Here is a 21,369-nt window from a genome sequence, read left to right as displayed (position 1 = left end):
CCACCGGCAACGGTGTGTCGAATCAGACCGGATCTGGTGCGTCACGGTGGCAGTCCACGAGCGCGAGGAAGCCACCCAGCTCGAGCAGGCCGGGCACGGTGTGGGGCAGGTAGTGCGTGATCTCGGGGGAGTACACGAGGACCGCCCGCCACTTGGCCCGCGATACGGCGACGTTGAGCCGGTTGCGGTTGAGCAGGAACCCCATGCCGCGGGCCGCCTCCTTGGGCGAGGAGGCAGCCAGCGACACGATCGTGACGGGCGCCTGCTGCCCCTGGAACTTGTCGACCGTCCCGACGCGGACCTCCGTTCGGCCGCGGACCGCGAGCGTCTGGCGGATGAGGGCGACCTGGGCGTTGTAGGGCGCGACGACGAGGATGTCGCGCTCACCCAGTGGGCGGGTGACCTCGTCCTCGCTCCACGAGGCACCGAGGAGCGAGTCGACCTGGTCGGCGACCACGACTGCTTCCTCGACGGAGGACGTCCGGTTGCCGCCGTGGGCCACCTCGATGCAGGTGATGCCGGGCTCGACGCCGGAGAGGGCGCGCGCCGGGGCACTCGAGGCCAGCCGGCCCTCGTACGAGAGGTTGGAGACCGGAGCACACACCTGCTCACACATCCGGTACGAGGTGGCGAGGAAGTAGCCGAACTCCTCCGGCAGGGTCCGGTGCTCGCCCATGAGCCATCCGAGCGCCGACTCGTTGACCGGCTCCGGGTGTTGGCCCTGGGAGACCTGGGGGAGCTGCTGGGGGTCGCCGAGCATCAGCAGATTGCGTCCGGCAGTGCTCACGGCGACGGTGTTGGCGAGCGAGAACTGGCCGGCCTCGTCGACCACGACGAGGTCGAAGGCGTCCGCGAGGGTTTCCGCGGAGAAGGTCCACGCCGTGCCGCCAAGGACACAGCCGCGTCCCTCGGCCCGGTGGCCGGCGACCCAGCGGGCGCGCTCGGGGCCGCTGTCGCGGACCTCGACCCATGGCTGCCGATGCGACCTCCGCTTGCTCTTGCCGACGAGAGCGGGCTCGAGGCCGTGGTCGACGATGCCGTCGAGGAGGTGCTCGACGACCGCATGCGACTGGGCGACGACCGCGACGCGCCAGCCATGGTGCTGCACGAGGTCACGGATGACCTGCGCAGCGGTCCACGACTTGCCGCTCCCGGGCGGACCCTGGATGGCGAGGTAGGAGCGGTCGAGGGACAGCGCAGCCCGCGTGACGACCGCGACGGCGTCCCCGCCGGCCTCGAGCGGCGGGAGTGCCAGCCCACCCACGAGGCGAGGCGGCCGGCAGGTGAGCAGGTCCCATGCCGAGTCCACCGGCTCGTCGTCCCCAGCCAGTGCCGCGCCGGCGTAGCGGTGGAGCGCCTGCTCGACGGTCTTGGTCGGGACCGAGGTCGGCGTCAGCGCTACGGGAAGGTCGTCGCAGTCCTCACCCGGCCGGCAGGTCTCCTCGACCTCGAGGACGTCGGGGTCGTCGGGATCCGGGAGGGAGACCTTGAGCTCTTTGGTCTGCCAGGCGTACTGGTCGTGCTCCTGCATTCCCGGCGGCGTCGGAAGGGCGTAGGCGGCGTAGAACGCCGGTGCCAAGGAGCTGCCCGGACCCCAGGTGCCGGTGAGCCGGATCCTCCGTCGCGGGTTCGTCTGGCGCCCCCTCGTGGCCCAGTCGCTGATCACCTCAGCGCGCGTCACGACGAACACGTCGCGGTCCTCGCCCCACTCGGTGAGATCTCGGTTGAGCCGGCTGAAGTGGTCCCACCAGAAGGGCAGGTCCTCGCGCCGGTGGTAGCCGATGGCAGCGGAGAGCAGCCGCCAGGCGTGGGCGCAACACCGGTCATGCACGGTCTCCGCCCGTTCCGAGAGCTCGTGGGTCAGGCGCGCTCGCTCGAACGCGAGCGGCGACTCGGGCTGCTCGGTGCCGTCGCCCTCGGGCCCGACAGGTGCCCCGACGGGCACCTCGGCGGCGTCGAGCAGCCAGTCGCGCAGCCGCTGCGTCGACAGGCAGTCGTAGGCGTTGTACTCCTGCAGCTCCTTGAGGCGGGTCGCCGCGGACTCCACGTCACCGATCTCGCGGTCCAGCCGGTAGAGGTGGTACTCCGCGATGGAGACGTCACCCTTCTGCACGTCGCCCTCGCGGAGCTCGTCGCCCATGTAGAGCGGCTCGAGCCTCTTGATCGAGTAGGAGGGCTGGGAGACGACGACCGCGCGCCGCACCACGGAGTAGAGGTCGACGAAGACCTTGCTGCGGAGCAGGTCGTCGAGCTCCGCCTCGAGCATCCCGTAGCGGCCGGCCAGCCGCTTCAGCGCCGTCGTCTCGTAGGGGGCGTAATGGTAGATGTGCAGGTCCGGCCACTGCGTGCGTCGGTCGGCCACGATCCGCATGAACTCCGCGAACGCCTCCCGCTCCTGCGCGTAGTCGTGGGCCCAGAGCGGCAGGAACCGCTCCTGCCCCGCATCGTCGGTCGCGAGCCGCAGACCCCAGAGGTACTCCAGCCCGGCGACCGCGGGGTCGTCCTCGCTGTAGAGCGGGTCGCCCTCGAAGTCGAAGAAGATGTCCCCCGGTGAGGGCGCGGGCAGCGTGACCGGCGGCTCCCCGGCTGCCCGCTCCGCCCGCGTGAAGCGGACCTCGCCGGACTCGAGCTGCCCGACCTGCGCGACTGCCTGCGTGCGCAGGGTGGTGAAGGCCGACGCGCTCAGGGCGGCCGGGCACTCCGTCGCTGCGGCGAGGTCCTGAAGGGTCCGGATCCCGGCCTCGCGCAGCTTGCGCCGCTGGTCCCGGCGCAGACCGGCCACGAGAAGCAGGTCGTGATGGGCAGCGATCGCATCCACGCACTCCGGGCAGTAGCCGCAGATGGAGTGCGAGTCGTCACCCCACGCGAGCGCCACTCCGGCTGACATGCGCTCGGCGATCATGGCGCGCAACCGGTCCCGTCGCGCGCGGAAGACCGGCATCACGTCGTGCAGCGGCACCACCTCGCGCCGCCCGTCCCCGAGCAACAGGGCCCCCTGCGGCGCGACCGGCAGGCCGGCCCTCGCCAGCTGGTCGGCGTAGGACGCGACCTGCAGCATCGCCTTGGGCTTGGCGCTCCGGGCGAGCTTGGCATCGGCGACGACCCAGCCCGAGGCCGAGGGCTCGACGAAGTCGGCGTAGCCGAAGAACTCCCCGTCGAAGAACCCCGGCTGGTAGACGACACCGCCCTGCGAGAACCTGCCGATGCTCGCGGCGTGCAGGTCCCGGAGCCGCTCGTCGGTGTGGGCGCCGGTGAGTCGATCAACCATCGCCACCTCGCCCTCGGCGACGTAGCGGCGGAGCAGGCGCTGCTCGTGCTCGTCACCGAGCGTCGCGATGCGCTCCTGCAGGGGGTCCTCCGGCTCGGCCACCGCCCTGACCCGGCCGAGCTTCACGTCGAGGCGCCGTGCGACGCGGTACTCGCACTCCGTCGACGCGGCCAGGTCGGACGCCGACCACACCACCCGCTCTCCCAGCAGGAACACAGCGACCCTCCCGATCGACCCAGCTTCTCCTGAGCCATTGATAGCACCGGGCACTGACGGTCCGATCGACGCCCGGCCACGCGCCGCCGGACCGAGGTGTCGGAAGGAGGGTGACCGTCAGCGGGAGTACGTGCCCTCGAGGGTGCCGGACGCGACGGCGAACCCGCGGATCGCCGCCAGCGCCCGCTCGAGCGGCGCGCCATCGGGGACGCCGGTCGCCCGCGACAGGGCGTGCACGGTGAACCGGTACCGATGTGTCCCGCTCGGTGGGCAGGGCGGGTACCAGCCCGTGCGCCCACCCGAGTTCACTGCCTGCGGCGTCCCCGCCGGGAGTCGCCCGTCCGGGAGCTCCCGCGTGTCAACGGGCAGGTCGAGCACGACCCAGTGGGTGAAGGTGCCGCTCGGGGCGTCGGGGTCGTCCACGACGAGCGCGAGCGCGCCAGCGTCATCCGGCACGTCGCTCCACGCGAGGGACGGGACCCGGCCCGCGCCATCGCAGGTGTGGTCGCGCGGGATCGCCTCCCCGTCGGCAAACGCGCTGCTCGTCACGGTGATCGGGGTCGGCACGGTCACGAGTACCTCCTGGTCGCCTGTGGGCGCGCCGCATCCGGTCGCTGCCGCGGCCAGCGCCACGACCACCAGCATCCGCCTCCGGCCGACCACCAGTCCACCCTCCCACCTAGGGTCAGGAACATGGGTGTCACCTCCTCGACGATCGACGTCCCGACGGCACGTGACCGGCTGCACCGGCTCAGGGCCCTGACCGAGGCAGCGGGTGTGTCGGCCGTCGTGGTGTCGCCGGGCTCGGACCTGCGTTACCTCATCGGGATCGGTGGCGCCTCCCACGAGCGCCTCACCGCCCTCGTCGTGCCCACGGACCCGGGGCTGCCACCCCACTTCGTCGTCCCGAAGCTCGAGTACGCCGGTCTCGGCCACGTCCCCTTCGCCGAGCTCTGTATCGAGGTTCGTCCGTGGGTCGACGGCGAGAACGCCCACACGCTCGCCCTGGCCGGCCTCCGCCCCGGACCACTGGCGTTCTCCGACACGACGCCGGCGCTCCACCTGTTCCAGCTGCGCGACGCGGGGGCCGTCGACCAGCGCCCGGCCTGGCCGATCGTCAGAGAGCTCCGGATGCGCAAGACGCCGGCCGAGCTCGCCGAGCTGCGGGCTGCCGGGGCGGCCATCGACCGGGTCCACGCGCGGGTGGCGGAGTGGCTCCGTCCTGGTCGGACCGAGCGCGAGGTCGCTGGCGACATCGCCGCCGCGATCGTCGACGAGGGCCATGCCACAGCTGAGTTCGTCATCGTCGGCTCGGGTCCCAACGGGTCGAGTCCGCACCACGCGGTCTCCGACCGGGTGGTCGAGCGCGGAGACGTCATCGTGGTGGACATCGGCGGCCCGCTTCCCTCGGGCTACTGCTCGGACAGCACGAGGACGTATGCCGCTGGGCCGGCTTCCCGGGCCGACGTGCCCTCCGCGTACGCCGCCTTGCTCGCCTCGCAACAGGCCGCGGTCGATGCGGTGCGCCCCGGGGTGAGCTGTCAGGAGGTCGACCGCGCGGCTCGCCGCGTCCTCGTCGAGGCTGGGCTGGGTGACCACTTCATCCATCGGACCGGGCACGGCATCGGACTGGACGTTCACGAAGAGCCCTACATCGTCGAGGGCAACGAGCTCCCCCTCGAGGTGGGGATGACGTTCAGCATCGAGCCGTGCATCGTCTTCCCCGGCCGCTGGGGGGCGCGCATCGAGGACATCGTCGCGGTGACCGACGCCGGCGTCGAGCGCCTCAACCACCGCCCCCGCGACCTCACCGTCCTCTGACCTCTCGTCGAGTGTGCAGTGCGCGCCGCGCCCGTTCCCGTCGAGTGTGCCGTCAGCGTCGCGCCCCGTCCCGTCGAGTGTGCAGTGCGCGTCGCGCCCGTTCCCGTCGAGTGTGCAGTGCGCGCGCCGCCCCCGTCCCGTCGAGTGTGCCGTCAGCGTCGCGGCCTGACTGAGACGTAGCACCCTCGACGAAATGGGCGGCAGGACCGCGTCCGACCGTCGGCTGGGAGCCAGCTCAGCGGCATACGGCATCGTCGTGCCACGGGCACCTCCCACTACTCACGCGCGGCGCACGTGGCGGCGGGAGCTGCACACTCGACGAAAAGGGCGGCAGTACGCGCCGTCCGAGACCGACGCAAAGGGCACACTCGACGGGTTCGTGAGCACTCTCAGAGTGATTGGTCCGTGCTGCCCGGTGTGGTTCCCGGCGCGGTTCCCGCTCCTCCGGTGGTGCCGGCGGGGGCTGTCGTGGCGAGCGCGGCCTCGAGCTCGCCGGCGATCTCGTCCAGGTCGATGGCCAGGGTCTCGTCGGTGCCGGACGACGCAGCGGCATCGAGGCGTGCATGGGCGTCGCGCACCGCGTCGCGCAGGATGCGCGATCGCTCAAGGGTCACGTCGTCGGGAGCCGACGCGATGAGGGCCGTGAGCCGGTCCTCGGCCGCGACAATCCTGGCGGACGACACCTCGAGCCCTCCGGCCGCAAGTTGCCGCGCACCGAACTGGCGGAGCTGAGGTATGAGCTCCCTTGCGAGCCAAGCGACTTCGGCTCTCACCCTCGCGAACTCGTCCAGCCAACGGTCCATCCGGCGTCGGCGGAGCAGCACGGGAACGGCGATCGCGAGGGCAATGACCATCGCCGCGAGCAGCCACCAGACCCACGCGGGAACGCCCTGGGACTCTGCGGCCACGCTCTCCGAGGCGACCGTCGTGCTCGGCGCCGAGGGCAGGGCGACGGCGGTGGTCTCGGACGTTGTGGGTGACGAGGTATCCGACGCCGGACTCGTGGTCTCCGCCGGGGTGGGGGTCGATGGGGTGGGTGTTGCGGTCGGCTCAGTCGGGCTCGAGGTCTGTGTCGGCTCCGTGGGTGTCGACGTCGGTGGAGTGGTCGTGGTCTGGGGTAGCGATGTGGGCTCAGCAGTCCCGGACGTGGTCCTCGTGGGCAGGGTCTGGGTCGGAAGGCTCACCGTCGGCAGCGTCACGGTGGTTCGCGTCGCCGTGGGTGCTGTCGCGGTCGGGGACACGTCTGCCGTTCGCGACGGACTGAGGGTGGGCAGGTTCCCCCCGCCGTCGGAGGTGCACGCGGCCAGCAGGAAGGCGCCGCCGACGGTCAGGGCGGCGAGCCTCGCCGACAACTCCAGCTTCATCAGACGATCCTTCCTGGGCCGAGCTGTGAACGTTCGGCTGGCTACGGCGTGACGGACCCCGCAGACCACATGGTGCCCTGTCCCGTGTCGCCCCGACCCGGTTTTCCTCCGGGACGCGCCGGAGCAGCTCGGCTTCGTGTGATCCTGGAGGGTCAGGAGTCGAAGCCGACGCCGAGTCGGTCGAGAGCCTTGAGCCACAGCCCGCGGCGGCCGGTGCGGTCCTCGGCTGCGAGGGCCGCCCGCGTGGCGCGCACGGCGGCGTAGCGAATCGGCTCCGGCGGGAAGGGAATCGGCTTGTCCCGGACCATGCGCAGCCGCGTCGCCTCGGTGTCACGACCGTCGACCAGATCGAGCGCCACGCGGGCCCCGAAGCGCGTTGACCCGACACCCAGGCCGGTGTAGCCGATCGCATAGGCCAGACGGCCGCCGAGAGCAGTCCCGAAGACGGGGGTGAATCGCGACGTGGTGTCGATCACCCCGGCCCACCGGTGGGTGAAGCGCAGCCCCTCGAGCTGCGGGAAGATGCCGAAGAAGTGCTGGGCCAGCAGCCGGTGCGACCCCTCCGCCTGCTCCAGCGCCGGGTCGATGCGCCCGGGGAAGTGGTAGTTGGCGTCGTAGCCGCCGAAGAGGATCCGGTCGTCGAGCGTCCTTCGGTAGTAGTGGAACTGGTTGCCCGCATCGGTGAGCCCCTCCCTACCCTGCCACCCGATCGAGTCGAGCTGCCCATGGCTCAGCGGCTCGGACATGAGCACGTGGTCGTAGACCGGTAGCACCCACGCCCGGAACCGGCGAAGCACCCCGGGCGCAGCCCCGGTCCCGACGACGACCCGGCCTGCCACCAGGCTGCCCCACTCGGTCGCCACCCGGACGCCGGCCCCGTCGACATCGAACCCCGTGACGCGCGTGTCCTCGTGCAGCCGTACGCCCAACCCTTCCGCGGCCGCAGCCAGTCCCCACACCAGACGGGCCGGGTCGACCAGTCCGACCTCCGGGTCGAGGAACCCGGCCCGGTAGAGCGGCGAGTCGACCCTGGAGCGAGCCCCGGCAGCATCGAACAGCTCGACCGCCTTGCCATGGTCGAGGTGCAGGTCGTGGGCATCCCGGACCGCAGTCACCTGGTGCTCGGTCAGCGCAAGGGTCAGCTCGCCGGGCAGGTGGAAGTCGGCGTCGATGCCGTGCCTCACGAGCGCCGCCTGCCATCCGGCGAAGTTCTCCGATGCCAGGCGCTCGAGGGTCGTGATCTCGTCCGGCCACTGGGCCACGCCCTGCGCCAACCCATGAGTCAGCGAGGGCGACACGAACCCACCGTTCCGACCGCTCGCTCCCACCCCCAGCCGGCCGGCCTCGAGCAGCACCACGTCGCGGGACGGGTCGTCCTCCTTCGCCTGGATCGCGGCCCAGAGGCCGGTGAAGCCGCCGCCGACGATGACGAGGTCGGCGCCGCCTCCGTGTCCCGTGAGGGCGGGGCGAGGGGTTGGGCGCAGCTCTGGGCGATCCGTCCAGAAGACGTCCGGGCGGGCATCGGCGAGGCTGGTGGCGAGGGCAGAGGAGAAAGCCATGGTGCACCGGATTCGACCATGGTTGGGTGTCGCTGTGAAGGGCACTTCGATCCAGAGCGAACCGCTACGGGTCTTCCACGAGTCCTCCCGTCTCGAGTGCCTCGTCCGTCAAGACATCAGTAGACGTTCACCCCGTAGACGTTCACGGCCTCGCGGACGGGCTGGAAGTAGGTCGTTCCTCCCGTCCTGCAGTCGCCGCTGCCGCCGGACGTGAGCCCCAAGGCCCTCGTGCCGTCATAGAGCGGCCCGCCCGAGTCCCCGGGCTCGGCGCAGACGTTGGTCCTGATGAGCCCGGACACCGTGCCGCCGCCCTGGTAGCGGACCGTGGCGTTGAGCCCGGTGACCGAGCCGGAGTGGACGCCGGTCGTCGAGCCGTCCCGGGTCACCCGCTCGCCGACGTAGGCGTCCGCGACGGAGAACCCGCCGGGGTGCGACAGCGAGAGGTTGCTGTAGCGCACCAGCGCGTAGTCGTTTCCGGGGAAGCTCGAGCCCACCGTCGGGCCGATGAGCGTCGTGCGGCTGGCGCTGGTGTACCAGTTCTTCTCGGACTTTCCGCAGTGGCCGGCGGTGAGGAAGTAGTAGGTGCTGCCCTGGACGACGTTGAAGCCCAGCGAGCACCGGTACCGCGAGCCGTAGATCGCGTCGCCGGCCGACACGAGGGGACGCAGCACGCCGGGCGTCCGCTCGAACCGGATGGCACCGGCGTCGGAGCCGGCCGCGCGCTTGATCGTGGCGACCTCGCCGGCCGACACGGTGCTGTCGGTGGTCACGACGACGCGCTTCGCCGCGGAGTCGACGTGCCAGCTGATGCCGTCGACGCCGGACCTCTCGACCGCGTTGCTCAGCGCGGCCAGCCCATCGGCACCGGAGCCGGCGGGTGCGGCGGGAGCGACCGCAGGAACCGACAGGGCCAGGGCGCCGCCGGCGCCGAGCGCGATGGCGAGCAGCCGGCCCGCTCGCCGTGCGGGACGCTTGGGCTGTTTCGATCCAGTGCTCACGGGTCCTCCTCGAGTGGTGGTCGAGTGCTGCGGAGGGGCAGGCGCCGGCCTCCTCCACCACTGTGAACCAGGTCACACGCCACCGCATCCCGAAACGGCGGCAGCCGGCCAAACGGACCCCACGCCCGACCTCACCTGGGCACCCATGCCGGCTCAGCGGCATACGTGGCAGGATTCTTGACGGGCCGACAAAGGTGCCCCCAACCCCCAGCGCAGGAGAAGCAATGCCCATCGCCACCCCTGAGGTGTACGCCGACATGCTCGACCGCGCGAAGGCCGGGTCCTTCGCGTACCCCGCGATCAACGTCTCGTCCTCCCAGACCCTCAACGCCGCCCTCAAGGGCTTCGCCGACGCGGGGTCGGACGGCATCATCCAGGTCTCGACCGGCGGCGCCGAGTACCTCTCCGGACCGTCGGTCAAGAACATGGTCAGCGGCTCCCTCGGCTTTGCCGCCTTCGCCGAGGAGGTCGCGAAGAACTACCCGGTCAACATCGCGCTGCACACCGACCACTGCCCGAAGGACAAGCTGGACGGCTTCGTCCGCCCACTCCTCGCCGCGTCGGCCGAGCGCGTCAAGGCGGGCGGCAACCCGTGGTTCCAGTCGCACATGTGGGACGGCTCGGCCGTCCCGATCGACGAGAACCTCGAGATCGCGCGTGACCTGCTTGCCCTCGCCAAGGCCGCCAACGTCGTCCTCGAGATCGAGGTCGGCGTCGTCGGCGGCGAGGAGGACGGCGTCGTCGGCGCGATGGACGACAAGCTCTACTCGACCCCCGAGGACGCCATCGCGACGATCAGGGCCCTCGGCGCCGGGGAGAACGGCCGCTACCTGACGGCCCTGACCTTCGGCAACGTCCACGGCGTCTACAAGCCGGGCAACGTCAAGCTCCGCCCCGAGATCCTCCTGCAGGCGCAGCAGGCCGCCGCCAAGGAGCTCGGCCTCGCCGACGACGCGCACCCGTTCGACCTCGTCTTCCACGGCGGGTCGGGGTCGCTGCCCGAGGAGATCTCGGCAGCGGTCGACTACGGCGTCGTCAAGATGAACGTCGACACCGACACGCAGTACGCCTACACCCGTCCCGTCGCGAACTGGATGCTGTCCAACTACGCCGGCGTCCTCAAGGTCGACGGCGACGTCGGCAACAAGAAGCAGTACGACCCCCGCTCGTGGGGCAAGGAGGCCGAGGCCGGCATGGCCGCCCGTGTCGTGGAGGCGTGTGAGGCGCTCCGCTCGGCCGGGCAGCACGCATGACCGGCACACCATTCCGTATGCCGCTGGGCTGGGTGGTCTCGTGAGCGCGGACAACCTGTTGGGAGTTCCGGAGACCCGGCTGCCCGAGGACCCGGCGACCGCGCGCTTGGCGGCGGGGGAGGACCCCGCCTCCGTCGCCGCGGCCATCCCGACGTCGTCGGCCGCGTGGGCGACCCTCGCCGAGCTGGCGCTCGCTGCCGGCCGTGATGTCGAGGCCTACGCCTATGCCCGGACCGGCTACCACCGGGCGCTCGACCAGCTGCGCAAGTCCGGGTGGCGGGGCCAGGGCCCGGTCCCGTGGTCCCACGAGCCGAACCGGGGCTTCCTCCGCTCCCTCGCCGCGCTCGCCCGAGCCGCCCGGGCGATCGGCGAGACCGACGAGGAGCGGCGCTGCGTCCAGTTCCTCCGGGACTCCTCGACCGAGGGAGCCCGCGCGCTCGGTGTGTAGCCGGCGACAGCCGGGGGTCGGCGTCTCGAGGCGGAGCTGGGCGTGCTTTGGCCTAGGGTCGAGAGGGTCGTCAAGGGAGAGGAACCTGTCATGCCCAAGCCGCCGCTGCCCGCACCTGTCGAGGAGCTGCTCGCCCAGCCGAACCACGCGACGATCAGCTCGCTGCGACCGGACGGGCACCCGGTCTCGGTGCCGACCTGGTACCTCTACGAGAATGGCCGGATCCTCGTCAACATGGACGGCGGCCGCAAGCGCATCGAGTACCTGCGCAACGACCCCAGGGTCAGCCTCAGCGCGATGGACCCGCAGGACTGGATCACCCACGTCAGCGTCCAGGGCCGCGTCGCCGAGTGGGTCGATGACGAGGACCTCGCCGACATCGACCGGATCGCCCGGCACTACACGGGCCAGCCGTACGGGGTCCGCAATCGCCAGCGCGTCAGCGCGTGGATCGAGATCGACCGGTGGCACGCCTGGGGGCGGCTGAAGAACCTGGGCTGACGAGCCGTGCAGGGGCAGACCTGCGCCACGCCCACAATCCCACAAGAACGGGTGCCCGTTTATCTTTACTTCAGTCCGTATGTGTGGTCTCCTTGAGTGAACAGCCGGCGTCGTCGAGCGCCGCCACGAGGACCAAGGAGTCCGATGTACGCAGCGGAGCGGCAGCAACGGATCATTGCCGAGGCGCGACGCGCGGGCCGGGTCGAGGTGACCGCTCTCGCGGACGACCTCGGCGTGGCGACGGAGACGATCCGCCGCGACCTGACGGCCCTGGAGCGGCGTGGTTCTCTGCGCCGGGTGCATGGAGGCGCGATCCCCGTCGAGCGGCTCGAGGTCGAGCCGTCGCTCGCGACCCGTTCCGGACGCCTCACGGAGGTCAAGCGCCGCATCGCCGCCCGCGCCCTCGACCAGCTGCCCTCGGGCGGCAGCATCATCCTCGACTCGGGCACGACAACCGGAGCGGTCGCCGAGCTGCTCCCGCCGGACCTCGACCTCACCGTCCTGACGAACAGCCTCTCGGCCGCGTCCGTGCTCGCGACCCATCCGGGCGTGTCCCTGTACCTGCTCGGGGGACGCGTGCGAGGCCAGACCGGAGCTGCCGTCGGGGACTGGACGGTCCGAGCGCTCACCGATGTCGTCGTCGACGTCGCCTTCATGGGTACCAATGGATTCTCGGTCGCCCGGGGCCTGACGACCCCTGACCAGTCCGAGGCGCTCGTCAAGCGCGCCATGGTGGCATCCGCCCGCACCGCGATCGTCCTCTCCGACTCGAGCAAGGCGGGCGACGACCACCTGCACCGGTTCGCCCCGCTCGACGACATCGACATCCTCATCACCGACACGGACCTCGACGACGACGTGGCCGCGGAGATCCGCGCCGCGGGCCCCGAGGTGGTGACGGCATGATCACGACGCTGACGCCCAACCCCAGCATCGACCGTGCCGTCTTCGTCGATGCCCTCGACCGCGGCGAGGTGCATCGGGCCGCGGGAAGCCGCGTCGACCCGGGCGGCAAGGGCGTCAACGTGTCGCGGGCCCTGGCGGCCCAGGGCGCAGCCACCACTGCGGTCCTGCCCGTCGGCGGACCGGAGGGACGGCTGCTCGAGGAGCTGCTCGACGAGGCCGGCGTCGACCACGTCGGCGTCCCGGTCGCGGGCATGGTCCGGATGAACATCAGCATCCTGGAGCCCGACGGGACCACGACGAAGCTCAACGAGCCCGGCCCGGATCTCACGACCGCCGAGGTCGACGCACTGTTGGCGGCGACGCTCGGGCGCTCGGCCGACGCCGACTGGGTCGTCGCCTGCGGCAGCCTCTCCCCGGGCGCCCCCGCCGACCTCTATGCCGCCCTCGTGAGCCGAGTTCGTGGGCGCGGCGGGCGCGTGGCGATCGACTCGTCCGGCGCTCCGATGGCCGCTGCGGTCGCCGCACGACCCCACCTGATCAAGCCGAACCACGAGGAGCTCGCCGAGCTCGTCGGGCACTCACTGCCGACCCTCGACGACGTCCACCGGGCGGCCAAGGACCTCATCTCGGCCGGCATCGAGGTCGTCGCGGTCAGCCTCGGTGCTGACGGCGCGCTCCTCGTCACCGACGCGGAGGTCATCCATGCTCGGGCCACGATCCCGGCCCCCCTGTCCACCGTGGGCGCCGGCGACTGCATGCTCGCCGGCCTGCTCCACGGCCTGTCGAGCGGCCGCACCAACGGAGAGGCCCTGTCGACCGGAGTCCTCTGGGGCGCAGCCGCCGTCACCCTCCCCGGCAGCCGCGTGCCGTCCCCCGCGGACCTCCGGGGCATCCCCGTGGAGCTCAGCCACACCCCCGACCTGACCCGATCCCTGGCTCACTGAAGTGCCGAAAGGAACCACCATGTCCCTCATCACCGCAGACCAGGTCGTCCTCGACCTCACCGGCGCCGACCGCCACGCGGCGACCAGGACGCTCGCAGAGCGCCTCGTCGCCACGGGCCGCTGCACCGACCTCGACACCTTCCTCGCCGACGTGCGCACGCGGGAGGAGACGATGGCGACCGGGCTGCCCGGAGGCATCGGCATCCCCCATGCCCGCAGCGCCGCGATCACGGAGCCCTCACTCGTGTTCGGCCGCGCCACCGATGGGATCGACTGGGGCGCCAAGGACGGCCCGGCCAATCTCGTCTTCCTCATCGCCGCGCCTGAGGGCGGCGGCGAGGCCCACATGCAGATGCTGCCGAAGCTCGCCCGGGCGCTGATGAAGAAGGACTTCAAGGCGGCGCTCGCCGCGGCAACGTCCGAGGCAGAGGTCGCGCGCATCGTGAACGACGAGGTCCAGCTCGACGCGCCGCCCGCGAGCCGGCCACAGGCGAAGGAGGCGTATGCCGCTGAGCCGGCTGAGCGGCATACGGCACCTGCTGCTCCTCCCGTCGTCTCGACCGCCACCGCCACCGCCACGGCCACGCGACGTGGCCTGCGTCTCATTGGTGTCACGTCGTGCCCGACGGGAATCGCCCACACCTACATGGCCGCCGAGGGCCTCGAGAACGCCGCCAAGGCGGCCGGGCACACCATCATCGTGGAGACCCAGGGATCGGCCGGCTCGAAGCCGATCCCCGCCGCGGACATCGCCGCCGCCGACGCCGTGATCTTCGCGCACGACCTGCCTGTCAAGGACGCTGGCCGCTTCGCCGGCAAGCCGATCGTGGACGTGGGCGTCAAGAAGGGCATCTCCGACGGTCCGGCCCTGGTCACCCGGGCCGAAGAGCTCGTCGCCGCGTGGGACGCCGACCCGAGCAAGGCGCAGGCAGCGGCTGGGGCCGCTGGTGCCAGCTCGTCCGGCGGACTCGTCTCGAAGGTCGAGGAGGGAGCGAGCACCGCGACCCAGGTGCGCCAGTGGCTCATGACCGGCGTGTCCTACATGATCCCGTTCGTCGCGGCGGGCGGCATCCTCATTGCCCTGTCGTTCATGCTCGCCCAGGTTGCGCTCGGGGAGCAGGGCGCGATCGAGATCGTCAAGTACGGCCTCACCGCCGAGGGCGACTACAACATCACGCAGAGCTTCAACCCGCTCAGCCTCACGTCCTGGGCCGCACTCCTCTTCGTCATCGGGGGCGCCTCGTTCGGGTTCCTCGTGCCGATCCTGTCCGGGTTCATCGCTTTCGCGATCGCCGATCGTCCGGGTCTCGTCCCGGGCATCGTCGGCGGCTCGGTGGCGGCCACCATGGGCGCCGGGTTCCTCGGTGGTCTCGTGACGGGCCTGGTCGGCGGCCTCGTCGCCCGATGGGTCTCCAGCTGGAACGTCGCCAAGGGGGTGCGCGGTGTCATGCCGGTCGTCGTCATCCCGCTCGTGTCCTCGTTCATCACGGTCGGGCTGTTCATCACGGTCCTCGGCCGGCCGATCACGGCGCTCACCGACGGGCTCAACAGCTGGCTGACCGGAATGTCGGGCGCGAGCGCGATCATCCTCGGCATCATCCTCGGCGCGATGATGGGCTTCGACCTCGGTGGCCCGGTGAACAAGGTCGCCTACGCCTTCGCCACGGGTGGTCTGGCCGCAGCCGGGACGGTGACCGACGCGCCGCAGCTGAAGATCATGGCCGCCGTCATGGCCGCCGGCATGGTGGCCCCGCTCGCGATGGCCCTCGCGACCACCGTGCGACCGCAGCTCTTCTCCGAGCCGGAGCGCGAGAACGGCAAGGCGGCCTGGCTGCTGGGCTTCTCGTTCATCTCCGAAGGGGCGATCCCGTTCGCCGCCGCCGACCCGGTCCGCATCATCGCCAGCTCGGTCGTGGGCTCCGCCGTCACCGGTGCCCTCGTCATGTTGTTCGGGGCGACGCTGCGTGCGCCGCACGGCGGCATCTGGGTCGTGCCGCTCATCGGCAGCTTCCTGCTCTTCCTCGCCGCCCTCGCGGCGGGCGTCCTCGTCATGGCGGCGACCGTCATCGCCCTCAAGTCCCGCGACCACAATCTCGCAGCCGTCGACGCCAGCGCCACCGTCTGACCCACTTCCGACCCTGCCCGCCAGAACTCAAGGAGCACTCCCATGGCAACGCGCACCGTCACCATCGCCTCGTCCGTCGGGCTGCACGCCCGCCCCGCAGCCCTCTTCGTCGAGGCGGCAAGCAACACCGGCCTCGACGTCGAGATCGCCCGCCCGGGAGAGGACTCGGTCGATGCCACCAGCATCCTCGGCGTCATGGCCCTCGGTGCCACGTTCGGCGAGGAGGTCGTTCTGACCGCCGACGGCGACGGCGCCGAGGCGGCCCTCGACTCCTTGGTCGCGCTGCTGTCGCGCGACCTCGACGCGGAGTAGCCGACATGTCTGCGTCCGAGACGAGGCCCGAGACCAAGCACGGCATCGGTGTCAGCCCGGGAACGGCTCACGGACCGGTGGTGCAGGTCGCGCCACCAGTCCGCCCGCCGGCCGACGAGCCCGCACCGGTCGACGCGGAGGCCGCCTTGGCCGACGTCAAGGCCGCGTTCGAGACGGTCGCCCAGTCCCTCGAGACCAGGGCCGCCACGGCCGACGACACGGCCCAACAGATTCTCAAGGCGACGGCGCTCATCGCCCGTGACAAGGGGCTGGCCAAGGCCGCCGGCAAGCTGATCCACGCCGGCCGGGGTCCGGCTCACGCCATCGACGGCGCCGTCGAGGAGTACGCGGCGCAGTTCGAGGCTCTCGGCGGCCTCTTCGCCGAGCGCGTGACCGACCTGCGCGACGTCGGGTCCCGGGCCGTTGCAGCGGTCCTCGGGGTTCCGCCGCCCGGCGTCCCGCGGATCACGGTGCCGAGCGTCGTTGTCGCCGAGGACCTCGCTCCCGCCGAGACCGCAACGCTCGACCGGGCTCTCGTCGTGGGCCTCATCACCGAGGCCGGCGGACGGACCAGCCACACGGCCATCCTTGCCGCGCAGATGGGGATCCCGGCCGTGGTCCAGCTGCCGGGGGCGACGCAGATCCCGGCCGGCGTCCACGTCGCGCTCGATGGCGACGCAGGCGAGGTGACGATCAACCCCGACCCTGCGCTGGTCGAGGCCCAGTGGGTCAGGGGAGAGCGTCGCAAGGAGGCGCTCGCGACGCACTCCGGACCGGGGCTGACGCGCGACGGCAAGCAGGTCGCCCTGCTCGCCAACATCGGCGGCGTTGCAGACGCCGTGGGGGCCGCGGCGCTCGACCTCGAGGGAGTGGGGCTCTTCCGGACCGAGTTCGTTTTCCTCTCTGCGTCGAAGGCGCCCACGGTCGCGGAACAGACAGAGATCTACCGTCAGGTCTTCGCGCCATTCGGCTCGCGCCGGGTCGTCGTGCGGACGCTCGACGCCGGGGCGGACAAGCCGCTCGCCTTCGCCGACCTCGGGCCTGAGGAGAACCCCGCGCTCGGCCGCAGGGGACTGCGCCTGACGGCCGAGCGTCCCGAGCTGCTCGATGCGCAGCTCGAGGCCCTCGCCATCGCGGCTCGCGAGACGGGCGCCGACGTGCGAGTCATGGCGCCCATGGTGGCCACCGCCGAGGAGGCCGCGTGGTTCACGCGTCGGGTCCGCGAGAACGGCCTGCCCACGGCGGGCGTCATGATCGAGGTGCCCGGGGCCGCGCTGCGTGCAAGGGACGTGCTCGCTGAGGTGGACTTCGGCAGCCTCGGCACGAACGACCTCGCGCAGTACACGATGGCGGCGGACCGGATGCAGGGGGCGCTGTCCGAGCTGCTCGACCCGTGGCAGCCGGCCGTCCTCGACGTCATCGCCGCCGCCTGTGCGGGTGCCGACCTGGCTGGTCGGCCGATCGGGGTGTGCGGAGAGTCGGCCGGTGACCCGCTGCTCGCACTGGTCCTCGTCGGGCTCGGTGCATCCAGCCTGTCGATGGCGCCGAGCAAGGTCCCCGTCGTGCGGTTCGCGCTGTCCGTCCACTCGCTGGCCGAGTGCCAGCACCTGGCCGTCGCGGCTCGAGAGGCACGCACCGCACAGGAGGCCCTCCAGTACGTGCGGGAACGAGCGAACGGCGAGCTCACCGAGCTGCTCTGAACCCGGTCGGGCCGGCACTAGCCTGAAAGCATGACGCCCAAGGACGCGGCCGCACCCGACGAAGTGTCCGAGGCCACGAGGTTCCGGACGACGAAGATCCCCAACCGGGTCTACAACGCGGAGCTCTACCGGCTCCAGGGTGAGCTGGGCAAGCTGCAGACGTGGATCAAGGAGACGGGAGCCCGCGTCGTCGTGGTCTTCGAGGGCCGCGATGCCGCAGGCAAGGGCGGCACCATCAAGCGGATCACCGAGTACCTGTCGCCGCGTGCCGTCCGGATCGCCGCCCTGCCCGCGCCCACCGAGCGCGAGAGGACCCAGTGGTACTTCCAGCGCTACATCGAGCACCTGCCGGCGGCCGGCGAGATGGTGCTGTTCGACCGCTCCTGGTACAACCGCGCCGGCGTCGAGAAGGTCATGGGCTTCTGCACCCCGGAGCAGCACCAGCGCTTCCTGCGCGAGTGCCCGATCTTCGAGCAGATGCTCGTCGACGACGGCATCCAGCTGCGCAAGTACTGGTTCTCGGTGTCGGACGAGGTCCAGCTCGAACGGTTCCGGAAGCGACTGCACGACCCGCTCCGCCAGTGGAAGCTCTCGCCGATCGATCTCGAGTCGATCACCCGGTGGGAGGACTTCTCGCGGGCCAAGGACGAGATGATGGTGCACACCGACACGCACTCCGCGCCGTGGCACCACGTGGCCTCCGACTCGAAGAAGCAGGCCCGGCTCAACATGATCCAACACCTGCTCTCGTCGCTCCCATACGACAGCGAGCTCGCGAGGCGTCCCGAGGTCGAGCTGCCCAAGCGGCTGCCGAGCACGGGATACCAGCGCCCGCCCATCGCGGTCTCGAAGTATGTCCCCGACTGGGCCTCGACGCTGGTGGCGGACCTGTCCGACCACTCCTCCCGGACCGACTGAACAGCTTTTGGGCCAGATGTTGTTCACTCGATTGCGAGGATCGGAGGCTTGATCTGGGTCAAGGCGCGCCCGGCTCGTTCGCGATGAACTGAGGGTGCCCGGGAATCCTCCGGGAACCCGCACCACGCGACACCAAGGAGCACCCCCATGCGCACCGCCCGCCTCACCACCGAGCCGTTCACCTGCCCCAGCTGCGTCACGAAGATCGAGGGCGCCCTCGGGCGCACCCCCGGGGTCGAGGACGTGTCTGTCCTGTTCAACTCCAACAAGGTCAAGGTCACCTTCGACGAGGACACCGTCTCGGCCACGGAGCTCGCCGAGGTCGTCACGGGTCTCGGCTACCCGGTCCTGGCCACCAAGGTGGCCTGACATGGCCCTGACCATCACCCAGCGGACGAGGAGCCGCATCGCGCTCGTCTCGGGCGTGCTCCTCGTCCTCGCGTTGGCGGCGGCGCAGCTCGCCGCCCCGGTCGGGACGGTCTGGCGAGACGTGGCCCTCGTCGTGGCCAGCGTCCTGGCCGGCTTCCCCATCGCGGTCCGTGCGTGGGCCGCCTTGCGTGTCAAGGCCTTCAGCATCGACCTGCTCGTCACGATCGCGGTCATCGGTGCGCTCGTCATCGGTGAGTACGTCGAGTCCGCCGTCGTCTCGTTCCTCTTCCTCTTCGGTGCCTGGCTCGAGGTGCGCAGTCTCGAGCGCACCCGTGCGTCGCTGCGCGAGCTCGTCGACCTCGCCCCGACGCGTGCCACCGTCGTCCGCGACGGCGAGCGCGTCACGGTCGACGCCGACGACGTCCAGGTCGGGGAGACGGTCATCGTCACGAGCGGCGAGCGGATCGCCGTCGACGGCATCGTCGCGTCCGGCACGGCGTCGGTGACGGAGGCGTCCATCACCGGTGAGTCCGTGCCGGTGCGCAAGGAGGCGGGGGACCGCGTCTTCGCCGGCACCGTGGCCGAGGCCGGCTACCTCGAGGTCGAGGCCGACCACGTCGGCGACGACACGACCTTCGCCCGGATCATCGAGCTGGTCGAGGAGGCCCAGGAGTCGCGCACCCGTCGTCAGCGCTTCCTCGAGCGCTTCGCCCAGTTCTACACGCCGGCCGTCGTCATCGTCGCGGTCATCGTCCTCGCGTGGACCCGCGACCTCGCCTTCGCGCTGACCTTCCTCGTGATCGCCTGCCCCGGTGCCCTCGTCATCTCCGTCCCGGTTGCGGCGGTCGCTGGCCTGGGCAACATCGCCAGGCACGGAGTCCTCGTCAAGGACGGCGAGGCGCTCGAGGACCTTGCCTCGGCCGACACCCTCGTGCTCGACAAGACGGGCACGCTGACCGTGGGCCGGCCGGTCGTCACCTCCGTCCACACCATCGGCGACCTTCCGGAGCAGGAGCTGCTCGGCCTCACGGCCTCGCTGGAGTCGACGTCGGAGCACCACCTCGGGCGCGCCATCGTCGGCGAGGCAACATCACGTCGTATGCCGGTGAGCTCGGATCTCTCGGACGTGGAGGTGGTCCCGGGGCTGGGCCTGCAGGCACGCGTCGACGGCCATGTCGTCATGGCGGGACGTGCCGGGCTGCTCACCGAGCGCGGGGTCGCCACCAAGCCGCACGCGGTGGAGCAGGCGACGCAGCTCGAGCAGCAGGGCGCCACGGTCGTCCATGTCGCCGTGGACGGACGCCATGCCGGCCTCATCGGCATCGCGGACGAGGTGCGCGACGAGGCAGCGAGCGCGATCGCCGGGCTGCGGGAGGGCGGCATACGGCACATCGCGATGCTCACCGGGGACAACGAGCACGCTGCTCGCCTGGTGGCCAGACGGCTCGGCATCGACGAGGTGCACGCCGGGCTCCTGCCCGCCGACAAGGCACGCATCGTCGGTGACCTCAAGGCCCAGGGCCGACGCGTCGTCATGGTCGGTGACGGAGTCAACGACGCACCCGCGCTGGCAACCGCAGATGTTGGGGTGGCCATGGGTGGCGCCGGGACCGACGTGTCCATGGAGACCGCCGACGTCGTCATCATGACCGACCGGCTCGACCAGCTCGCCCACGCCCGGAGGGTGGCCCGCGCCACGTTGCGGGTCATGAAGCAGAACACCGCCCTGGCGCTGGGCACCGTGTTCCTGCTCGTCGCCGCGGTGCTGCTCCAGCTCATCCAGCTGGCCGGTGGCATGCTGGTGCACGAGATCAGCGTCCTGCTCGTCATCCTCAACGCCCTGCGGTTGGTCCGGCTCGCCGGGCCGCGCTCGAGGGGCGAGGCTGACGCGCGGATCCACGCAGGGGCTGACGTGCCGGTTGCAGCGGATGCTGGCACGCCGGCCGACCGCACCGAGGAGAAGGAGCCCGCACTGTGAGTCACCGGCCCGGGACGTCGTGCGTGGCGATCGTGCCGCTCTTCAAGGGGCTGTCGCCCGAGGAGCAGGACGAGGTCGCCACGCACGCCAGGCCGATCCGCCGCCGGAGGGGCGAGGCGATCCATCGTCCCGGGGACGACGTCTCGCACCTGCTCGTCGTCCACAAGGGTCGGGTCAAGATCAGCCACCTCGCCCCGAACGGCCACGAGCAGCTCCTCCGCGTCCTCGAGCCGGGTGACTTCATCGGCGAGACGGCCTTCGTGACCGGGTCCCGGCCGGACGACTGGGCCACGGCCCTCAGCGACGTCGAGCTGTGCAGCTTCGACCACTCCGACCTGGGCGGCCTCGTGACGCAGTACCCCGACATCGCGGTGCGGATGCTGCACGCGGTGACCAGCCGGCTCGACGCTGCCGAGCGGCTCATCGCCGACCTGACCTCCGCCGATGTGGAGGCACGGCTCGCCGGCTACCTCATGGGCCTGCCCGCGAACCACGAGGACGGGCGGCTCGTCGTGCGCCTACCGCTGGCCAAGAAGGACATCGCCTCCCTGCTCGGCACGACGCCCGAGACGCTGAGCCGGAAGCTGGCCGCCTTCACGGACGCCGGGCTCATCACCGTCCGGGGCAGCGACGTCGTCATCACGGACCCTGCGGGGCTGGAGTCCACTGCGGAGGCCGCGGTTTCCTGA

At 71.2% G+C, this 21,369-nt stretch carries 18 protein-coding genes; 13 read left to right on the top strand and 5 right to left on the bottom strand.

What is annotated here, in order from left to right; genetic code table 11:
- Positions 1–22 precede the first annotated feature (22 nt).
- Both VJN29_RS06820 and VJN29_RS06815 read right to left on the bottom strand, forming a co-directional pair.
- The gene (locus VJN29_RS06820) at positions 23–3,484 is read right to left on the bottom strand and encodes a TM0106 family RecB-like putative nuclease (RefSeq protein WP_324142865.1); all 3,462 of its coding nucleotides are present in this window, start codon (positions 3,482–3,484) and stop codon (positions 23–25) included.
- Positions 3,485–3,601: 117 nt separating this feature from the next.
- Complete coding sequence (locus VJN29_RS06815; RefSeq protein WP_324142864.1) at positions 3,602–4,057, bottom strand: YbhB/YbcL family Raf kinase inhibitor-like protein; 456 nt, start codon at positions 4,055–4,057, stop codon at positions 3,602–3,604.
- A gap of 120 nt (positions 4,058–4,177) precedes the next feature.
- Between VJN29_RS06815 and VJN29_RS06810 the strand changes: the two genes are divergently transcribed.
- The gene (locus VJN29_RS06810) at positions 4,178–5,305 is read left to right on the top strand and encodes a Xaa-Pro peptidase family protein (RefSeq protein ID WP_324142863.1); all 1,128 of its coding nucleotides are present in this window, start codon (positions 4,178–4,180) and stop codon (positions 5,303–5,305) included.
- Between the two features lie 389 nt (positions 5,306–5,694).
- Here VJN29_RS06810 and VJN29_RS06805 read toward each other — a convergent pair whose 3' ends face one another.
- The 3 genes from VJN29_RS06805 to VJN29_RS06795 all read right to left on the bottom strand — a co-directional run bounded on the left by VJN29_RS06805 (position 5,695) and on the right by VJN29_RS06795 (position 9,226).
- Positions 5,695–6,669, bottom strand: a complete 975-nt coding sequence (locus tag VJN29_RS06805; protein ID WP_324142862.1) for a hypothetical protein — start codon at positions 6,667–6,669, stop codon at positions 5,695–5,697.
- A 152-nt stretch (positions 6,670–6,821) separates the two neighbouring features.
- A complete protein-coding gene (locus VJN29_RS06800; RefSeq protein WP_324142861.1) occupies positions 6,822–8,228 on the bottom strand; it encodes an FAD-dependent oxidoreductase in 1,407 nt (468 codons plus the stop codon).
- 116 nt (positions 8,229–8,344) lie between these two features.
- Positions 8,345–9,226 (bottom strand): S1 family peptidase, encoded by an 882-nt coding sequence (locus VJN29_RS06795; RefSeq protein ID WP_324142860.1) that lies wholly within the window; start codon positions 9,224–9,226, stop codon positions 8,345–8,347.
- A gap of 224 nt (positions 9,227–9,450) precedes the next feature.
- Here VJN29_RS06795 and fbaA point away from each other — a divergent pair, with 224 nt between their 5' ends.
- The 12 genes from fbaA to VJN29_RS06735 all read left to right on the top strand — a co-directional run bounded on the left by fbaA (position 9,451) and on the right by VJN29_RS06735 (position 21,369).
- Entirely contained in the window at positions 9,451–10,479 is a 1,029-nt protein-coding gene (fbaA, locus tag VJN29_RS06790) for a class II fructose-bisphosphate aldolase (protein WP_324142859.1), read from the top strand.
- A 40-nt stretch (positions 10,480–10,519) separates the two neighbouring features.
- Positions 10,520–10,927, top strand: a complete 408-nt coding sequence (locus tag VJN29_RS06785) for a DUF3151 domain-containing protein (protein ID WP_324142858.1) — start codon at positions 10,520–10,522, stop codon at positions 10,925–10,927.
- 90 nt (positions 10,928–11,017) lie between these two features.
- Positions 11,018–11,428: a TIGR03618 family F420-dependent PPOX class oxidoreductase gene (locus VJN29_RS06780; protein WP_324142857.1), complete on the top strand. Its 411-nt coding sequence runs from the start codon at positions 11,018–11,020 to the stop codon at positions 11,426–11,428.
- Between the two features lie 144 nt (positions 11,429–11,572).
- On the top strand, positions 11,573–12,334 hold the full coding sequence (locus VJN29_RS06775; protein WP_324142856.1) for a DeoR/GlpR family DNA-binding transcription regulator: 762 nt from the start codon (positions 11,573–11,575) through the stop codon (positions 12,332–12,334).
- Positions 12,331–13,278, top strand: coding sequence for a 1-phosphofructokinase (gene pfkB, locus VJN29_RS06770; protein ID WP_324142855.1), 948 nt, complete (start codon positions 12,331–12,333; stop codon positions 13,276–13,278). Before VJN29_RS06775 ends, pfkB begins: the two co-directional genes overlap by 4 nt.
- Positions 13,279–13,297: 19 nt before the next feature.
- Entirely contained in the window at positions 13,298–15,403 is a 2,106-nt protein-coding gene (locus VJN29_RS06765) for a fructose-specific PTS transporter subunit EIIC (RefSeq protein WP_324142854.1), read from the top strand.
- A 42-nt stretch (positions 15,404–15,445) separates the two neighbouring features.
- Positions 15,446–15,715 (top strand): HPr family phosphocarrier protein, encoded by a 270-nt coding sequence (locus VJN29_RS06760; protein ID WP_324142853.1) that lies wholly within the window; start codon positions 15,446–15,448, stop codon positions 15,713–15,715.
- A gap of 5 nt (positions 15,716–15,720) precedes the next feature.
- The gene (gene ptsP / locus VJN29_RS06755) at positions 15,721–17,415 is read left to right on the top strand and encodes a phosphoenolpyruvate--protein phosphotransferase (protein ID WP_324142852.1); all 1,695 of its coding nucleotides are present in this window, start codon (positions 15,721–15,723) and stop codon (positions 17,413–17,415) included.
- A gap of 30 nt (positions 17,416–17,445) precedes the next feature.
- The gene (gene ppk2, locus VJN29_RS06750) at positions 17,446–18,333 is read left to right on the top strand and encodes a polyphosphate kinase 2 (protein WP_324142851.1); all 888 of its coding nucleotides are present in this window, start codon (positions 17,446–17,448) and stop codon (positions 18,331–18,333) included.
- 147 nt (positions 18,334–18,480) lie between these two features.
- Positions 18,481–18,702, top strand: coding sequence for a heavy-metal-associated domain-containing protein (locus VJN29_RS06745; RefSeq protein ID WP_324142850.1), 222 nt, complete (start codon positions 18,481–18,483; stop codon positions 18,700–18,702).
- Between the two features lies 1 nt (position 18,703).
- Positions 18,704–20,680 carry a cation-translocating P-type ATPase gene (locus VJN29_RS06740; protein WP_324142849.1) on the top strand — a complete coding sequence of 659 codons (1,977 nt, stop codon included), beginning with the start codon at positions 18,704–18,706 and terminating at the stop codon, positions 20,678–20,680.
- Positions 20,677–21,369 (top strand): Crp/Fnr family transcriptional regulator, encoded by a 693-nt coding sequence (locus VJN29_RS06735; RefSeq protein ID WP_324142848.1) that lies wholly within the window; start codon positions 20,677–20,679, stop codon positions 21,367–21,369. The genes VJN29_RS06740 and VJN29_RS06735 overlap by 4 nt, the downstream gene beginning before the upstream one ends.

The sequence above is a fragment of the Intrasporangium sp. genome, from assembly GCF_035280925.1.
Taxonomy (GTDB): Bacteria; Actinomycetota; Actinomycetes; order Actinomycetales; family Dermatophilaceae; genus Intrasporangium.
Note: the sequence above shows the minus strand (reverse complement) of the source record. Positions and strands in the feature narration are given on the sequence as shown.